Raw genomic sequence first — 16,536 nt, forward strand, 5'->3', positions numbered from 1 at the left:
AGTAGGAACGGCTTATCGATATCACGTTGTGGTTCTGGAATGTAAGAATCTAGTGCTGCTGCCAGCTCAAGAATTTTTGCTTCCCACTCTGGCTGACCTTCTAGGGCCTTCAGAGCTGAACCTTGAATAACAGGTAAATCATCACCTGGGAAATCGTATTCTGACAGAAGTTCACGCACTTCCATCTCTACTAATTCCAGTAATTCTTCGTCATCAACCATGTCACACTTGTTCATGAACACAATGATGTATGGTACGCCAACTTGACGAGAAAGCAGGATGTGCTCACGTGTCTGTGGCATTGGGCCGTCTGTTGAAGCCACAACCAAAATAGCGCCGTCCATCTGTGCAGCACCAGTGATCATGTTTTTAACATAGTCGGCGTGACCTGGGCAGTCTACGTGTGCGTAGTGACGTGCTGGTGTGTCATATTCGATGTGAGAAGTATTAATAGTAATACCGCGCTCACGCTCTTCTGGAGCGTTATCGATTTGAGCAAAGTTTTTCACTTCGCCACCATAAGTCTTAGCCAGAACTGCTGAAATAGCTGCAGTTAGAGTGGTTTTACCATGGTCAACGTGACCAATGGTGCCCACGTTTACGTGAGGCTTAATACGTTCAAATTTAGCTTTTGCCACGATATATTCCTTTCTTTCAGAATAGTCCAGTCAGTGCTGGACCATAATAACATTTATGTCGTAACTGAATTAGCTACGAGATTCAATAATCGCTTTCGCAATGTTTTGCGGTGCATCAGAGTACTTCAAAAACTCCATAGAGTATGAAGCGCGCCCCTGAGTCGCAGATCGCAAATCAGTTGCATAACCAAACATTTCAGCGAGAGGAACTACAGCATGGACTATTTTAATGCCACCAAAGCCATCATCCATCCCTTCAATTAAGCCACGACGACGGTTTAAATCACCGACGACATCACCCATATAATTTTCAGGGGTAGTTACTTCTACTTTCATGCAAGGCTCGAGCAACGCAGGATTTGCTTCAAGCGCACCCTTTTTGAAGCCCATAGAACCTGCAATTTTGAACGCCATCTCATTCGAGTCCACATCATGATATGAACCGTCGAACAGAGTGACCTTCACGTCCAACACAGGGAAGCCAGCGAGAACGCCATTCTTCATCTGTTCTTGGATACCTTTATCAACCGCGGGAATGTATTCACGAGGAATCGCTCCACCCACAACAGCATTGACAAATTCGTAACCAGCGCCTTCTTCATTAGACTCTAGTTTTAACCAAACATGGCCGAATTGTCCACGACCACCTGATTGGCGTATAAATTTACCTTCAGCTTCGACTGTAGCTCGGATAGTTTCACGGTAGGCCACTTGTGGCTTACCAACGTTACATTCAACACCAAATTCGCGACGCATACGGTCAACGATAATGTCTAAGTGTAACTCACCCATACCCGAAATCAGAATCTGTGATGACTCTTCGTCAGTTTCAACTCGGAATGATGGATCTTCAGCTGCAAGTTTTTGCAACGCAATACCCATTTTATCTTGGTCGGCTTTTGACTTAGGTTCAACGGCAATGGTAATTACTGGCTCTGGGAACTCCATGCGTTCCAAGATCACTCTATGATCGTTATCACAAAGTGTATCACCCGTAGTCACTTCTTTTAAACCAATAGCCGCAGCGATATCACCAGCACGGACTTCTTTCAGCTCAGTTCGATCGTTAGCATGCATTTGCACCATGCGACCTACTCGCTCACGTTTCTGTTTCACAGAGTTGTAAACGCCTGAACCTGATTCGAGTACGCCTGAATACACACGAATAAAGGTTAAAGTTCCTACGAATGGGTCCGTAGCTATCTTAAATGCCAATGCAGCAAAAGGTGCATTGTCATCTGATGGGCGCTCTACTTCTTGCTCATTTTCATCGATACCCTTAATTGGAGGCACATCGACTGGCGCTGGCAAAAATTCAATCACCGCATCAAGTACCGCTTGAACGCCTTTGTTCTTAAATGCAGAACCACAGGTCGCTAAAACGATTTCATTATTTATAGTCCGCTGACGTAGTGCCTTTTTAATCTCGTCTTCTGACAACGTGCCTTCTTCAAGGTACTTATTCATCAGTTCATCCGAAGATTCGACTGCTACTTCAACCAGATACTCATGCATTTCAGCCGCTTTAGCCGCTAAGTCTGCTGGGATTGCCTCATAAGTGAAAGTCATTCCCTGGTCCGCTTCGTCCCAGTTAATCGCTTTCATCTTAATTAAGTCAATAACCCCCTTGAAGTGCTCTTCTGCACCAATATTCAATTGAATAGGTACACAAGTGGCTCCTAGGCGAGTCCCGATTTGCTTCACTACACGTTCAAAGTCTGCACCTGCACGGTCCATTTTATTGACAAATACTATGCGTGGAACGCGATATTTATCAGCTTGACGCCATACTGTTTCGGACTGAGGTTCAACACCAGAAGAACCACAGAAAACGACAACGGCACCATCAAGAACACGCAGAGATCGTTCAACTTCAATAGTAAAGTCAACGTGACCAGGGGTATCGATGATATTGATACGGTGTTCAGTGAATTGAGCATCCATACCACGCCAGAAAGTAGTTACCGCAGCTGAGGTGATAGTAATACCACGCTCTTGCTCTTGAACCATCCAGTCTGTGGTAGCAGCGCCGTCATGCACCTCACCGATTTTATGAGATAAACCGGTATAGAACAGAACACGTTCTGTTGTGGTAGTTTTACCTGCATCAACATGAGCACAAATACCGATATTACGATAACGCTCAATTGGGGTTGTACGAGCCACGATTATACCCTCTCCACCAAGACCGAAGTCTTGGCAATATCAACAACTATGGTGTGGGCCTAAGCCCACACCATCATATTACCAACGGTAATGAGCAAAGGCCTTGTTAGCTTCAGCCATGCGATGCACGTCTTCACGCTTCTTAACAGCAGTACCTTTGTTTTCAGACGCATCCAGCATTTCACCTGCCAGACGTAAAGCCATAGATTTTTCACCACGCTTACGAGCAGCTTCAACCAACCAGCGCATCGCCAGTGCATTACGACGCACTGGACGAACTTCACATGGTACCTGGTACGTAGAACCACCAACGCGACGAGATTTAACTTCGACTGATGGGCGAACGTTGTCCAGGGCTGCTTCAAGGATTGTCAGATGTGCTTCGCTTTTCTTTTCAGCAACAACATCTAATGCCTTGTAGATAATTTTTTCTGCAGTCGACTTTTTGCCGTCCTGCATAATGACGTTGATGAACTTAGCCAACAACTCACTGTGAAACTTTGGATCTGGTAGGATTTTACGTTGTCCTACAACGCGACGTCTTGGCATAACAATTCTCCGTATGCTTCAGGGACTTCCAAAACTGGAATTCTCAAAATAAAACTAGCTTGGCCTTACTTAACGGATAAGTTAAGACTTAGGACGCTTAGCACCGTATTTAGAACGGCTTTGGCGGCGTGAAGTCACACCTGCACAGTCTAATGCGCCACGAATAGTGTGATAACGCACACCTGGTAAGTCTTTAACACGACCACCACGGATTAAGATCACGCTATGTTCCTGCAGGTTGTGGCCTTCACCGCCGATGTACGAAGTAACTTCGAAACCGTTAGTAAGACGCACACGAGCTACTTTACGTAGTGCAGAGTTAGGTTTTTTAGGGGTAGTTGTGTACACACGTGTACAAACACCACGTTTTTGCGGGCACGCATTCAACGCAGGCACGTTAGTCTTGTCGACTTTTGGCGCGCGTGGCTTACGTACCAACTGGTTTACAGTTGCCATGTATAGCTCCGAGTCAGTTGAATCAAACTCAACGATAAGGTGTGAAAAATCTATATCCCACAATGGTGGGACGCGGAATTTTAGAAAGGTAATGCCTAACTGTCAAGAAATAGCCAACTTTTGCGGCATATTCCAAGAAAAAAGGCGCCTAGGGCGCCTTTTTATAACAAACTGATTACTTAATCTTGGCTACCAGCCAGGTTTAAGAGATCGGCCAAGTTCTGTTCGGCTTCACTTGCAGTGATTTTATTCACTACTACAGGTTCGTTTTTCTTCGCACGCGCTTCATTACGAGTCTTGTGATAAGCGTAACCTGTACCGGCTGGGATCAGTCGGCCAACGATAACGTTTTCTTTCAGACCACGTAATTGATCGCTCTTACCACCTACGGCGGCTTCGGTCAGTACGCGCGTTGTCTCTTGGAACGATGCTGCTGAGATAAAGGATTCTGTTGCCAGAGATGCTTTAGTAATACCCAGTAGTTCACGCTCAAACGTTGCAGGTACTTTACCTTGGGCGATCAGTTCGCGGTTAGCGATCTTCACACGTGATACTTCAGCTTGTTCCCCTTCGAGGAAATCAGCATCACCAGCAGAAGTGATCAGACACTTACGCAGCATTTGACGGATGATCACTTCGATATGCTTATCGTTGATCTTCACGCCTTGCAGACGGTAGACGTCCTGTACTTCGTTCACAATGTAGTTTGCAACATTGTGGATACCACGAAGACGCAGAATGTCATGTGCCGCTTCTGGACCGTCAGCGATAACTTCACCACGTTCGACTTTTTCACCTTCGAACACGTTTAAGTTACGCCATTTAGGGATCATCTCTTCGTAATGTTCACCGCCATCAGCAGGTGTAATCACCAAGCGACGCTTACCTTTGGTCTCTTTACCAAACGAGATGGTACCTGAGATTTCCGCAAGAATAGCAGGCTCTTTTGGCTTACGTGCTTCGAATAAGTCAGCAACGCGTGGCAGACCACCGGTGATGTCGCGTGTTTTAGACGATTCCTGAGGAATACGAGCTAAAGCGTCACCCACGTTGATTTGTGCGTTATCTTCCAAGTTAACAATCGCACTACCTGGTAAGAAGTACTGTGCTGGCACTTCAGTACCTGGGATCATCAAATCGTTACCATTAGCGCCAAGCAGGCGGATCATTGGGCGCATTTCTTTACCCGCAGTACCACGCTGACCAACGTCAAGGATCACGATGGATGACAGACCCGTTAGTTCGTCTGTTTGGCGGGTCATAGTGACACCGTCAATCATGTGTTCGAACTTGATACTACCCGCCACTTCAGAAATGATTGGGTGAGTATGTGGATCCCAGTTAGCGATAACATCGCCAGCTTCAACAGCAGCTTCTTCTAACTTCTCAAGCACAGTACCGTATGGCACTTTATAACGCTCTTTCTCACGGCCAAGCTCATCGATGATGGCGAGCTCTGAAGAACGAGAAACGATAACCAGTTTGCCGTCACTGTTAGTTACATGCTTAGCATTATGCAGTTTCAATGAACCCGAGTTTTTCACTTGGACATTGTTTTCTGCAGAAGCTCGAGACGCCGCACCACCAATGTGGAATGTACGCATCGTTAACTGTGTACCCGGTTCACCGATAGATTGTGCTGCCACAACACCGATTGCTTCACCGTGGTTAATAATATGACCACGAGCCAAGTCACGACCGTAACAAGCTGCACAAACACCGAAATCGGTATCACAAGAGATAACAGAACGTACAATCACTTCGTCGATTGAATGCTCTTCTAACTTGTCACACCAAGCTTCGTCGAGGAGTGTGTTACGCGGAGCTAGCACATCTTCAGTGCCTGGATAGAACACATCAATTGCAACCACACGACCCAGTACGCGCTCACGTAACGGTTCAACCACATCACCACCTTCAATCAGCGGTTTCATGGTTAGACCTTCGTAAGTACCACAATCGTCTTCGATAACCACTAAATCTTGCGCAACGTCAACAAGACGACGAGTCAGGTAACCCGAGTTCGCTGTCTTCAATGCCGTATCGGCTAGACCTTTACGCGCACCGTGAGTAGAAATAAAGTACTGCAGTACGTTTAGACCTTCACGGAAGTTAGCGGTAATTGGCGTTTCGATGATTGAGCCATCTGGCTTAGCCATCAGACCACGCATACCAGCCAACTGACGGATCTGTGCGGCACTACCACGAGCACCTGAGTCAGCCATCATATAGATGCTGTTAAACGAGGCTTGTTTCTCTTCAACGCCATCACGGTTAATCACTGTCTCAGTTGACAGGTTTTCCATCATCGCTTTAGAAACTTTTTCGTTGGCGCTTGCCCAGATATCGATAACTTTGTTGTAACGCTCACCTGCGGTTACCAGACCAGATTGGAACTGCTCTTGAATTTCAAGAACTTCCGCTTCTGCATCCGCAACTAAGGTGTATTTCTCGTCAGGAATAACCATGTCATCGATACCTACAGAGGCACCAGAGATGGTTGCAAAACGGAAACCGGTATACATCAATTGGTCAGCGAAGATAACAGTATCTTTCAGACCCAGCTGACGATAACACGTGTTCAACAGTTTAGAGATCTGCTTTTTGCCCATGTTCTGGTTAACCAGATCAAATGACAAACCTGCTGGCAAAATAAGTGACAGCAGAGCACGACCCACAGTCGTATCAACGATACGGCGTTGTTCTGTACGTTCACCAGTGTCACCAATAATGGTTTCAGTGATACGTACTTTAACGCGGGCATGCAGTTCAGCAGCGCCAGTTGCGTAAGCTTTTTCAACTTCAGCAACAGACATAAATGCCATACCTTCACCACGACCGTTAATACGCTCACGGCTGGTGTAGTACAGACCTAAAACTACGTCTTGAGACGGAGTGATAACAGGCTCGCCGTTTGCAGGTGACAGGATGTTGTTGGTAGACATCATCAGTGCACGAGCTTCAAGCTGCGCTTCCAGTGTTAACGGTACGTGTACCGCCATTTGGTCACCGTCGAAGTCGGCGTTGTATGCCGCACAAACGAGTGGGTGTAACTGGATTGCTTTACCTTCGATCAGTACTGGCTCGAACGCTTGGATACCCAGTCTGTGCAATGTTGGCGCACGGTTGAGCATCACTGGATGTTCGCGGATCACTTCATCCAGAACGTCCCATACTTCCGCCACTTCACGCTCAACCATCTTCTTAGCCGCTTTGATAGTAGTAGCTAAGCCACGACCTTCTAGCTTGCCATAGATGAATGGCTTGAACAGTTCTAATGCCATCTTCTTAGGAAGACCACATTGATGCAGACGTAGAGTAGGACCTACGGTAATAACCGAACGACCAGAATAGTCGACGCGCTTACCCAATAAGTTCTGACGGAAGCGACCTTGCTTACCTTTGATCATATCGGCCAAAGATTTCAGAGGACGCTTGTTAGAACCGGTAATAGCACGACCACGACGACCGTTATCTAATAGCGCATCAACAGACTCTTGTAACATACGCTTTTCGTTGCGTACGATAATGTCTGGCGCAGCTAAATCTAACAGACGCTTCAAACGGTTGTTACGGTTGATCACGCGGCGATACAGATCGTTAAGATCTGATGTCGCGAAGCGGCCGCCATCAAGCGGTACCAACGGACGTAAGTCAGGTGGTAACACAGGCAGTACTTTTAAGATCATCCACTCAGGCTTGTTGCCTGATGTGTAGAATGCTTCCATTAACTTAAGACGTTTAGTCACTTTCTTGCGACGAGTCTCAGAGTTGATTGAAGGTAATTCTTCACGCATTTGTTCGATTTCTTTCGCCAAATCGATAGCTCGTAACAGTTCAAGAACTGCTTCAGCACCCATTTTAGCTTCGAACTCATCACCGTATTCTTCTAACGCATCAAGATACGTTTCTTCTGTCAGCATTTGGCCACGTTCAAGGCTGGTCATGCCAGGCTCGATCACGACAAATGATTCAAAATACAGTACGCGTTCGATATCACGCAGCGTCATATCCAGCATTAAGCCAATACGTGACGGCAGTGATTTTAAGAACCAAATGTGCGCAACTGGGCTAGCCAGTTCGATGTGACCCATACGCTCACGACGTACTTTAGTCTGGGTTACTTCAACGCCACATTTTTCACAAATAACACCACGGTGCTTCAAACGTTTGTACTTACCGCACAAACATTCGTAATCTTTGACTGGGCCAAAAATACGCGCACAGAACAGACCTTCACGCTCAGGCTTGAAGGTACGGTAGTTGATGGTTTCTGGCTTCTTAACTTCACCAAAAGACCAAGAACGGATCAGATCAGGCGATGCCAGACCAATTTTGATGCCGTTAAATTCTTCAGTCTTGCTTTGCTGTTTCAGAAACTTTAATAAGTCTTTCACGTTTCTCTCCTGAAGGAGTTAAACCGGGTGCTCCGTATGCACGGAGCACCATTCTGTTGCTAAACGCGGCTAAAGCCTGCGTTTATGCCTGATCCAACTCGATATTAATACCGAGTGAACGGATCTCCTTCAGTAACACGTTGAAGGACTCTGGCATGCCAGGTTGCATCTGATAATTACCGTCGACGATGTTTTTATACATCTGAGTACGACCGTTAACGTCATCCGATTTAACAGTGAGCATTTCTTGAAGCGTATAAGCAGCACCGTATGCTTCTAGTGCCCACACTTCCATCTCACCGAAACGCTGACCACCGAATTGAGCTTTACCGCCCAATGGTTGTTGAGTCACTAAGCTGTACGAACCAGTAGAACGGGCGTGCATCTTGTCATCAACTAAGTGGTTCAGTTTGAGCATGTACATGTAACCCACGGTTACTTGACGCTCAAATTCGTTACCGGTACGACCATCAAACAACTTCAACTGACCAGAGGTTGGCAAACCTGCAAGTTCAAGCATCTGCTTGATCTCTTTTTCTTTAGCACCATCGAATGCAGGAGTTGCAATCGGGATACCGCCTTTCAGATTAGTCGCAAGACGTAATACTTCATCATCAGTGAATGAATCGATATCGACGCGCTGTTGCACTTCGTCACCTAATTCATAAACTTGCTTGATGTAACCACGCACTTCAGCCAGCTCACGCTGTTCTTCGAGCATCGCGGTGATCTTGTTACCAATGCCTTTGGCAGCGGCGCCCATATGGACTTCAAGTACCTGACCAATGTTCATACGTGATGGAACACCTAGTGGGTTCAATACGATGTCTACTGGGTTACCTTGTTCGTCATATGGCATATCTTCGATTGGACAAATCTTAGAGATAACACCCTTGTTACCGTGACGACCCGCCATCTTGTCACCAGGTTGGATAGTACGCTTAACCGCTAAGTAAACCTTAACAATCTTGAGTACGCCTGGCGCCAAATCATCACCTTGAGTGATCTTACGGCGTTTGATTTCAAACTTCTTATCGAAGTCAGCTTTCAGTTCGTCATGCTGCTCGGCTAATTGCTCAAGTTCAGTTTGTTTAGCTTCATCGTCAATGACTTGAATCAAAACATCTTTACGTGGCAATGCTGCGATTTGCGCATCGGTAAAACCAGCACCGGTTAACAAGTTACGCGCACGGCTCAATACACCTTCTTCAAGGATCTTGAACTCTTCGCCTAAGTCTTTACGCGCTTGGGCAATGTGCATCTCTTCAATTTCAACTGCACGCTTGTCTTTCTCAACGCCGTCACGGGTAAATACCTGTACGTCGATGATAGTGCCCTTAACAGAGTTAGGTACACGCAATGAGCTGTCTTTAACGTCAGACGCTTTTTCACCGAAGATAGCACGGAGTAGCTTCTCTTCTGGAGTCAGCTGGGTTTCGCCTTTTGGCGTCACTTTACCTACCAGAATGTCGCCACCCTTCACTTCTGCACCAATGTAAACAATACCTGACTCGTCGAGTTTCGACAGGGCAGATTCACCTACGTTTGGAATATCAGCAGTGATTTCTTCGCTACCCAACTTAGTATCACGAGCAATACAAGATAGCTCCTGAATGTGGATAGTGGTGAAACGGTCTTCTTGCGCTACGCGCTCAGAAATTAAGATCGAGTCTTCGAAGTTATAACCGTTCCATGGCATGAACGCGATACGCATGTTCTGGCCAAGGGCTAAGTCACCTAAGTCAGTAGACGGACCGTCTGCTAACACGTCACCACGAACCACTGGCTCGCCAACAGCACAACAAGGGCGTTGGTTAATACAGGTGTTTTGGTTAGAACGGGTGTATTTAGTCAGGTTATAAATGTCGATACCCGCTTCGCCTGCGCGCAGCTCATCTTCATTTACTTTAACAACGATACGGCTTGCATCGACGTAGTCAACAAAACCACCACGCTTAGCTACAACCACAACACCTGAGTCAACAGCAAGAGTACGCTCAATACCTGTACCTACTAGCGGCTTTTCAGAACGCAGTGTTGGTACGGCTTGACGTTGCATGTTTGCACCCATCAATGCACGGTTAGCATCGTCGTGTTCTAAGAACGGGATCAGTGAAGCTGCAACAGAAATAATCTGCTGTGGCGAAACGTCCATATACTGGATGTCAGCCGCACGCATAAAGGTTGATTCACCCTTATGACGACAAGCAATCTGCTCTTCAACCATACGGCCGTTAGCATCAACTTCAATGTTCGCCTGTGCAATCACATAACGACCTTCTTCGATTGCTGACAAGTATTCCACTTCGTCAGTAATCACGCTGTCGACAACCTTGCGGTATGGCGTTTCAAGGAAGCCGTAAGAGTTAGTACGGGCAAAACTAGCTAATGAGTTGATTAGACCAATGTTTGGACCTTCAGGGGTCTCAATTGGACATAAACGACCATAGTGAGTTGCGTGTACGTCTCGTACTTCAAAGCCTGCACGTTCACGGGTCAAACCACCAGGGCCAAGTGCAGAAATACGACGCTTATGCGTTACTTCTGATAGCGGGTTGTTTTGATCCATAAATTGTGACAGCTGAGAAGAACCGAAGAACTCTTTCACTGCAGCAGAAATTGGCTTAGCGTTGATTAAATCTTGTGGCATCAGCTCGTTCAGATCGCCTAAAGATAGACGTTCACGCACGGCGCGCTCAACACGGACTAAACCTACACGGAACTGGTTTTCAGCCATTTCACCGACGCTACGAATACGACGGTTACCTAAGTGATCGATATCATCGACTTCGTCGAAGCCATTACGGATATGAATAATGTTCTTCATTACCGCAACGATATCTTCTTTAGACAATACGCCACTACCTTCATCATCAGCAATGCTGAGACGACGGTTGAACTTCATACGACCTACTTTAGATAAGTCATAACGTTCTTCACTGAAGAACAAGTTCTGGAATAGTGCTTCGGCAGCATCTTTGGTTGGTGGCTCGCCAGGACGCATCATGCGATAGATCTCAACCAACGCTTCTAAGCGGTTAGTGGTTGAATCGATACGCAGCGTATCTGAAATATAAGCACCATGATCTAGCTCGTTAATAAATAACGTGCTGATATCTTTAATACCGGCCAATGATAATTTAGCCAGATCTTCTAGGCTGATTTCACTATTAGCTGATACTAAGACTTCACCCGTGTCCGGATCGATATAATCTTGAGCAGCATATTTGCCCACGATATATTCAACTGGTACTTCGAGTTCAGTGGTATTGGTTTTTTCTAACTGACGAATGTGGCGCGCAGTAATACGACGACCCGCTTCAACCAGAATAGAACCTTCAGCATCCTTGATGTCATAGCTGGCAGTTTCGCCACGCAGACGATCCGGTACCAAAGCCATAACCAGAGTTTCTTTCTTAATCTTGAACTCTACGCGTTCAAAGAACAGATCGAGGATCTCTTGAGTAGAATATTCTAATGCACGTAACATGATGGTCGCAGGCAGTTTGCGGCGACGGTCAATACGTACAAATAGTGCATCTTTAGGATCGAATTCAAAGTCAAGCCATGAACCACGGTAAGGAATAATACGTGCGTTATACAGCACCTTACCTGATGAGTGGGTTTTACCACGGTCATGATCAAAGAACACGCCTGGGCTGCGGTGTAATTGAGATACGATTACACGCTCAGTACCATTGATAACAAAAGTACCGTTATCCGTCATCAATGGGATATCACCCATGTAGACTTCTTGTTCTTTAATATCTTTTACTGTGCCCGCCGCTGCTTCACGGTCATACAACACCATGCGTAATTTAACGCGTAGTGGTGCTGAGTACGTAACACCGCGGATCTGACACTCTTTCACATCAAAAACAGGCTCGCCAAGCTTATAGCTGACGTATTGCAGTTCTGAATTACCAGAAAAGCTCTTGATGGGAAAAACGCTACGGAAGGCGGCTTCTAAACCGCGCTCACCGGTAGGATCTTGATCGGTGAACTTCTTAAAAGAGTCTAGCTGGATAGACAATAAATAAGGGATATCCAAAACTTTTGGACGCTTACCAAAGTCTTTGCGAATACGCTTCTTTTCAGAATAGGAGTAAACCATGGGTTTCCTCTGCTTACGAGATGTGACCAAGACTGAATGAATAACTTAAGTTATTGAATTCAGCACGTTTGCCCATCACCGTTGATGGCAAGAACCTAACCAGTAATCTCTGCTAGGGACTGCAATATATGGCGACAAACGGTGAAAAAAAATCGCCAACGCATATAGCGCAAAAAAGGCCGACGGTTAAAAAACCGCCAGCCTTCACCCAAGTGGCTTGGGTGAGCAAGCTAAATAATAGCTTACTTAATTTCTACAGAAGCACCAGCTTCAGTAAGTTCTTTCTTCAGCGCTTCAGCTTCTTCTTTAGAAACGCCTTCTTTTACTGCTACTGGAGAAGCTTCTGACATAGCTTTAGCTTCTTTCAGGCCTAAACCAGTTGCGCCACGGATGGCTTTAATTACTGCAACTTTGTTTTCGCCGTGAGCAGTCAGAATTACGTTGAATTCTGTTTGTTCTTCAACAGCAGCAGCTTCAGCGCCACCAGAAACAACAGCAGCAGCGGCAGAAACGCCGAACTTCTCTTCCATTGCTTCGATTAGTTCAACAACTTCCATTACAGACATAGCTGCAAAGGCTTCTAAAATTTGGTCTTTAGTGATAGACATAACAAATGTTTCCTATTGTTCTGAATTCAATTTCAATAAGTTGCCAGCTTAAAATTAAGCGGCTTCTTGTTTTTGATCGCGCAGGGCGGCCAGTGTACGAACGAACTTGCCAGCAGATGCTTCTTTCATAGTCATCATTAACTGAGCTAGTGCTTCGTCGTATGTTGGCAGTTTCGCCAAACGATCAATTTCAGCTGCAGGGATGAAATTCCCTTCAAAGGCTGCGCCTTTAACTTCGAAGTTAGCTTGTTCTTTAGCAAAGTCTTTTAACAGACGTGCTGCAGCACCTGGGTGCTCTAAAGAAAAAGCAATCAAAGTTGGGCCAGTGAACGTCTCTGCTAGGCACTCAAAAGCAGTACCTTCAACAGCACGACGAACTAATGTATTACGTACTACACGTACATAAACACCAGCTTCGCGCGCTTTTTTACGCAGACCGGTCATAGCACCTACAGTTACACCGCGAGAATCAGCGGCAACTGCAGATAGCGCACCTTTGGCAGCTTCGTTGACTTCAGCAACAATCGCTTTTTTGTCTTCGAGTCTTAATGCCATTGGCTTTACTCCTGGATTCTACCTAGGGTATTCCCTAGTATTTACCATACTAAATACTCATGTATTTAGTGACTTACGGTGCAGATGATCCAGTAAAAAAATTTAGCTGGGGCCTGACACCGTCTACGCAGGAAATTAAGTTATTTTTACAAAAAACACCTGCGGTCTTGGACGGAAACCCGAGTTAAACACCATCGAAACGGAGTCTAAAACAGGCTTCAACCCACAAAGTGCGCGCATTATAGACTAACACGAACACTTTGTAAAATTAGTTGATTGTTTCAAGCGTCGCTTGATCAACCGAAACACCTGCACCCATAGTGGTAGAGATGCTTACTTTTTTCACGTAGATGCCTTTAGCGACTGCAGGCTTAGCCTTTTTCAGTGCTGACACTAATGCTTCTAAGTTTTCTTTCAACTGAACTGGTGTGAAATCCACTTTACCGATAGTAGTGTGGATAATACCGTTCTTGTCGTTACGGTAACGAACTTGACCCGCTTTGGCATTCTTAACAGCTTCAGCAACGTTTGGCGTTACTGTACCTGTTTTAGGGTTAGGCATTAAACCACGTGGGCCTAAGATTTGACCTAACATACCAACAACGCGCATTGCATCTGGAGATGCGATAACCACGTCAAAGTTCATTTCACCAGCTTTGATTTGCTCAGCCAGATCTTCCATACCAACGAGCTCAGCGCCAGCAGCTTTAGCCGCTTCAGCATTCGCACCTTGTGTAAATACTGCAACGCGAACGTCACGACCTGTTCCGTGTGGCAACACTGTTGCACCACGAACGTTTTGGTCAGATTTACGTGGGTCGATGCCCAAGTTAACCGCTACGTCTACACTTTCAACGAATTTAGCTGTCGCTAATTCTTTTAATAAAGCGATAGCTTCGTTAATGTCGTAGTTTTTAGTAACGTCAGTTTTCTCGCGGATTACGCGCATGCGTTTAGTTAGTTTTGCCATTATATTAATCCTCTACAACCAAACCCATTGAACGCGCAGTACCTTCAATTGAGCGAGTCATCGCTTCAATGTCAGCACCAGTCATATCGGCAGCTTTAAGTTCAGCAATTTCTTGAACTTTAGCGCGAGCGATAGTACCCACTTTCTGAGTGTTAGGACGTGGAGAACCTGATTTCAGGCCTGCAGCAGTCTTTAACAAATAAGCCGCTGGAGAGGTCTTAGTTTCAAAAGTGAATGAACGGTCACTGTAAACAGTGATCACGACTGGAATAGGCATGCCTTTTTCCATTTTATCTGTACGGGCGTTAAACGCTTTACAGAATTCCATGATGTTCACACCTTTTTGACCCAAAGCTGGACCAACTGGTGGTGATGGGTTCGCAGAACCGGATTTTACTTGCAGCTTAATATAAGCATCAATCTTCTTTGCCATCTGACATTTCCTCAGTTTGGGTTCAAACGCGCATCAGCGACATGCTGACAGGCTCCCCCGAAAACAACGGCGCGAATTATATAGAATTTCGCCGCCGTTGCCAAACGGATTTTGTGGTTTATTTAATCAGCCTTTTTCAACTTGACTGAAATCAAGTTCAACAGGCGTAGAACGACCAAAGATCATTACTGATACTTTTACGCGGCTCTTGTCATAATCGACTTCTTCAACAGTACCGTTAAAGTCAGCAAATGGACCATCACACACACGTACAAGTTCACCTGGCTCAAAAATCGTTCTATGAGTCGGTGACGCAGTCGTCTCTTGTAAGCGACGCAAAATTGCATCAGCTTCTTTATCTGAAATTGGCGCAGGACGATCAGACGTTCCGCCAATAAAGCCTAAAACACGCGGGATGCTTTTGACCAAATGCCAGCTGTCATCGTTCATTTCCATCTGCACTAATACATAGCCAGGGAAAAACTTACGTTCGCTCTTGCGACGCTGACCTGCACGCATTTCAATAACTTCTTCAGTCGGGACTAAAATCTCACCGAAGTAGTCTTCCATGCCGTGCATTTTAATGTATTCAATCAGTGACTTACAAACTCGGCCTTCATAGCCAGAGAATGCTTGCACGACATACCATCTTTTTTTAGCTTCTTTAGCTTCTTCAGTCATTCGAGGTGCCTATACGCCAGTAATAAGATTGACAATTCGCATTAACACAGCATCCATACCCCAAAGGATAAGAGCTAAGATACCTGTTGCAGCAAGGACAATAAACGTAGTGTTTAGCGCTTCTTGACGCGTTGGCCAAACAACCTTACGCACTTCGATATGCGATTCGCGAGCAAAAGCTAACGCTTTTTTACCCTTTACAGTCTGAAGCGCAATAAAACCAGCAATAGCGAATGCAACGATAACACTAAGCGCACGTATCACGGCACTGGCTTCGCTATACATTTGATTGCCAATAACAGCAGCGGCTAGCAATATAATTACTAAACCCCACTTCACGATATCCAGAGAGTTGTTCTGGTTTTCAGTATTTGTTGTCATCGGTTTTTCCGTTACTCAATACGGCCTGAGCTTAGAGCATATAAATTTAGGGCACTATTCCCGCATCATACTCTGCATTTCCGAACACCCTTAGAAACGCAAAATAGCATAAACTCAGGGTAAAAAATCGGCCATAGATTGTATTCTTATTCGACTTCGTAAGCAAGGTTGCCAATCCCGCGCAAACCACAAAACCTATGAAATAATCCACTTAAATAAAAAAGGAAGCCTTAGCTTCCTTTTTTAGTGTGTCGCTAAACTTTGCTATTAAGCAAAAATTTTCGCTACTACACCAGCACCAACTGTACGGCCACCTTCACGAATTGCGAAGCGTAAACCTTCGTCCATCGCGATTGGACAAATCAAGGTCACTTTCATCTTGATGTTGTCACCAGGCATTACCATCTCTACGCCTTCTGGCAATTCGATAGTACCTGTCACGTCCGTTGTACGGAAGTAGAACTGTGGACGGTAACCTTTGAAGAATGGAGTGTGACGTCCGCCTTCTTCTTTTGACAGAACATAGATTTCTGATTCAAAAGTTGTGTGTGGGTTGATTGAACCTGGTTTAGCCAACACTTGACCACG

General features: G+C 45.6%; 13 protein-coding genes. All 13 read right to left on the reverse strand.

Going from position 1 to position 16,536, the window contains the following annotated elements; all coding sequences use genetic code 11:
• On the reverse strand, positions 1 to 638 hold a 638-nt coding region (locus BW947_RS17975), incomplete at its 3' end, for a GTP-binding protein (protein ID WP_143562275.1).
• A gap of 69 nt (positions 639 to 707) precedes the next feature.
• Positions 708 to 2,804 (reverse strand): elongation factor G, encoded by a 2,097-nt coding sequence (fusA, locus tag BW947_RS17980; RefSeq protein WP_076502217.1) that lies wholly within the window; start codon positions 2,802 to 2,804, stop codon positions 708 to 710.
• A gap of 78 nt (positions 2,805 to 2,882) precedes the next feature.
• Entirely contained in the window at positions 2,883 to 3,353 is a 471-nt protein-coding gene (rpsG, locus tag BW947_RS17985; protein ID WP_076502219.1) for a 30S ribosomal protein S7, read from the reverse strand.
• An 81-nt stretch (positions 3,354 to 3,434) separates the two neighbouring features.
• The gene (rpsL, locus tag BW947_RS17990) at positions 3,435 to 3,809 is read right to left on the reverse strand and encodes a 30S ribosomal protein S12 (protein WP_006083605.1); all 375 of its coding nucleotides are present in this window, start codon (positions 3,807 to 3,809) and stop codon (positions 3,435 to 3,437) included.
• 179 nt (positions 3,810 to 3,988) lie between these two features.
• Positions 3,989 to 8,206 carry a DNA-directed RNA polymerase subunit beta' gene (rpoC, locus tag BW947_RS17995; RefSeq protein ID WP_076502221.1) on the reverse strand — a complete coding sequence of 1,406 codons (4,218 nt, stop codon included), beginning with the start codon at positions 8,204 to 8,206 and terminating at the stop codon, positions 3,989 to 3,991.
• 82 nt (positions 8,207 to 8,288) lie between these two features.
• The gene (rpoB, locus tag BW947_RS18000; protein WP_076502223.1) at positions 8,289 to 12,320 is read right to left on the reverse strand and encodes a DNA-directed RNA polymerase subunit beta; all 4,032 of its coding nucleotides are present in this window, start codon (positions 12,318 to 12,320) and stop codon (positions 8,289 to 8,291) included.
• Positions 12,321 to 12,562: 242 nt separating this feature from the next.
• Positions 12,563 to 12,928, reverse strand: coding sequence for a 50S ribosomal protein L7/L12 (rplL, locus tag BW947_RS18005; protein WP_076502225.1), 366 nt, complete (start codon positions 12,926 to 12,928; stop codon positions 12,563 to 12,565).
• A 54-nt stretch (positions 12,929 to 12,982) separates the two neighbouring features.
• Entirely contained in the window at positions 12,983 to 13,483 is a 501-nt protein-coding gene (gene rplJ, locus BW947_RS18010) for a 50S ribosomal protein L10 (protein ID WP_076502227.1), read from the reverse strand.
• Positions 13,484 to 13,751: 268 nt separating this feature from the next.
• Positions 13,752 to 14,453, reverse strand: a complete 702-nt coding sequence (rplA, locus tag BW947_RS18015; RefSeq protein ID WP_076502229.1) for a 50S ribosomal protein L1 — start codon at positions 14,451 to 14,453, stop codon at positions 13,752 to 13,754.
• A 4-nt stretch (positions 14,454 to 14,457) separates the two neighbouring features.
• Positions 14,458 to 14,886, reverse strand: coding sequence for a 50S ribosomal protein L11 (gene rplK / locus BW947_RS18020; RefSeq protein ID WP_076502231.1), 429 nt, complete (start codon positions 14,884 to 14,886; stop codon positions 14,458 to 14,460).
• A gap of 126 nt (positions 14,887 to 15,012) precedes the next feature.
• Positions 15,013 to 15,567, reverse strand: coding sequence for a transcription termination/antitermination protein NusG (gene nusG / locus BW947_RS18025; RefSeq protein WP_076502234.1), 555 nt, complete (start codon positions 15,565 to 15,567; stop codon positions 15,013 to 15,015).
• 9 nt (positions 15,568 to 15,576) lie between these two features.
• Entirely contained in the window at positions 15,577 to 15,948 is a 372-nt protein-coding gene (secE, locus tag BW947_RS18030; RefSeq protein ID WP_076502236.1) for a preprotein translocase subunit SecE, read from the reverse strand.
• Between the two features lie 267 nt (positions 15,949 to 16,215).
• Positions 16,216 to 16,536: elongation factor Tu (locus BW947_RS18035; protein ID WP_482938005.1), on the reverse strand; the 321-nt coding region annotated here is incomplete at its 5' end.

This window comes from Shewanella morhuae (assembly GCF_900156405.1).
Classification (GTDB): domain Bacteria; phylum Pseudomonadota; class Gammaproteobacteria; order Enterobacterales; family Shewanellaceae; genus Shewanella; species Shewanella morhuae.

What these genes read in the sequence shown, in the direction of transcription:
- rplL (WP_076502225.1), bottom strand. Translation starts at nt 12,928, where the DNA reads ATGTCTATCACTAAAGACCAAATTTTAGAAGCCTTTGCAGCTATGTCT.
- rplJ (WP_076502227.1), bottom strand. Translation starts at nt 13,483, where the DNA reads ATGGCATTAAGACTCGAAGACAAAAAAGCGATTGTTGCTGAAGTCAAC.
- secE (WP_076502236.1), bottom strand. Translation starts at nt 15,948, where the DNA reads ATGACAACAAATACTGAAAACCAGAACAACTCTCTGGATATCGTGAAG.
- rplA (WP_076502229.1), bottom strand. Translation starts at nt 14,453, where the DNA reads ATGGCAAAACTAACTAAACGCATGCGCGTAATCCGCGAGAAAACTGAC.
- rpsG (WP_076502219.1), bottom strand. Translation starts at nt 3,353, where the DNA reads ATGCCAAGACGTCGCGTTGTAGGACAACGTAAAATCCTACCAGATCCA.
- rplK (WP_076502231.1), bottom strand. Translation starts at nt 14,886, where the DNA reads ATGGCAAAGAAGATTGATGCTTATATTAAGCTGCAAGTAAAATCCGGT.
- rpsL (WP_006083605.1), bottom strand. Translation starts at nt 3,809, where the DNA reads ATGGCAACTGTAAACCAGTTGGTACGTAAGCCACGCGCGCCAAAAGTC.
- nusG (WP_076502234.1), bottom strand. Translation starts at nt 15,567, where the DNA reads ATGACTGAAGAAGCTAAAGAAGCTAAAAAAAGATGGTATGTCGTGCAA.
- rpoB (WP_076502223.1), bottom strand. Translation starts at nt 12,320, where the DNA reads ATGGTTTACTCCTATTCTGAAAAGAAGCGTATTCGCAAAGACTTTGGT.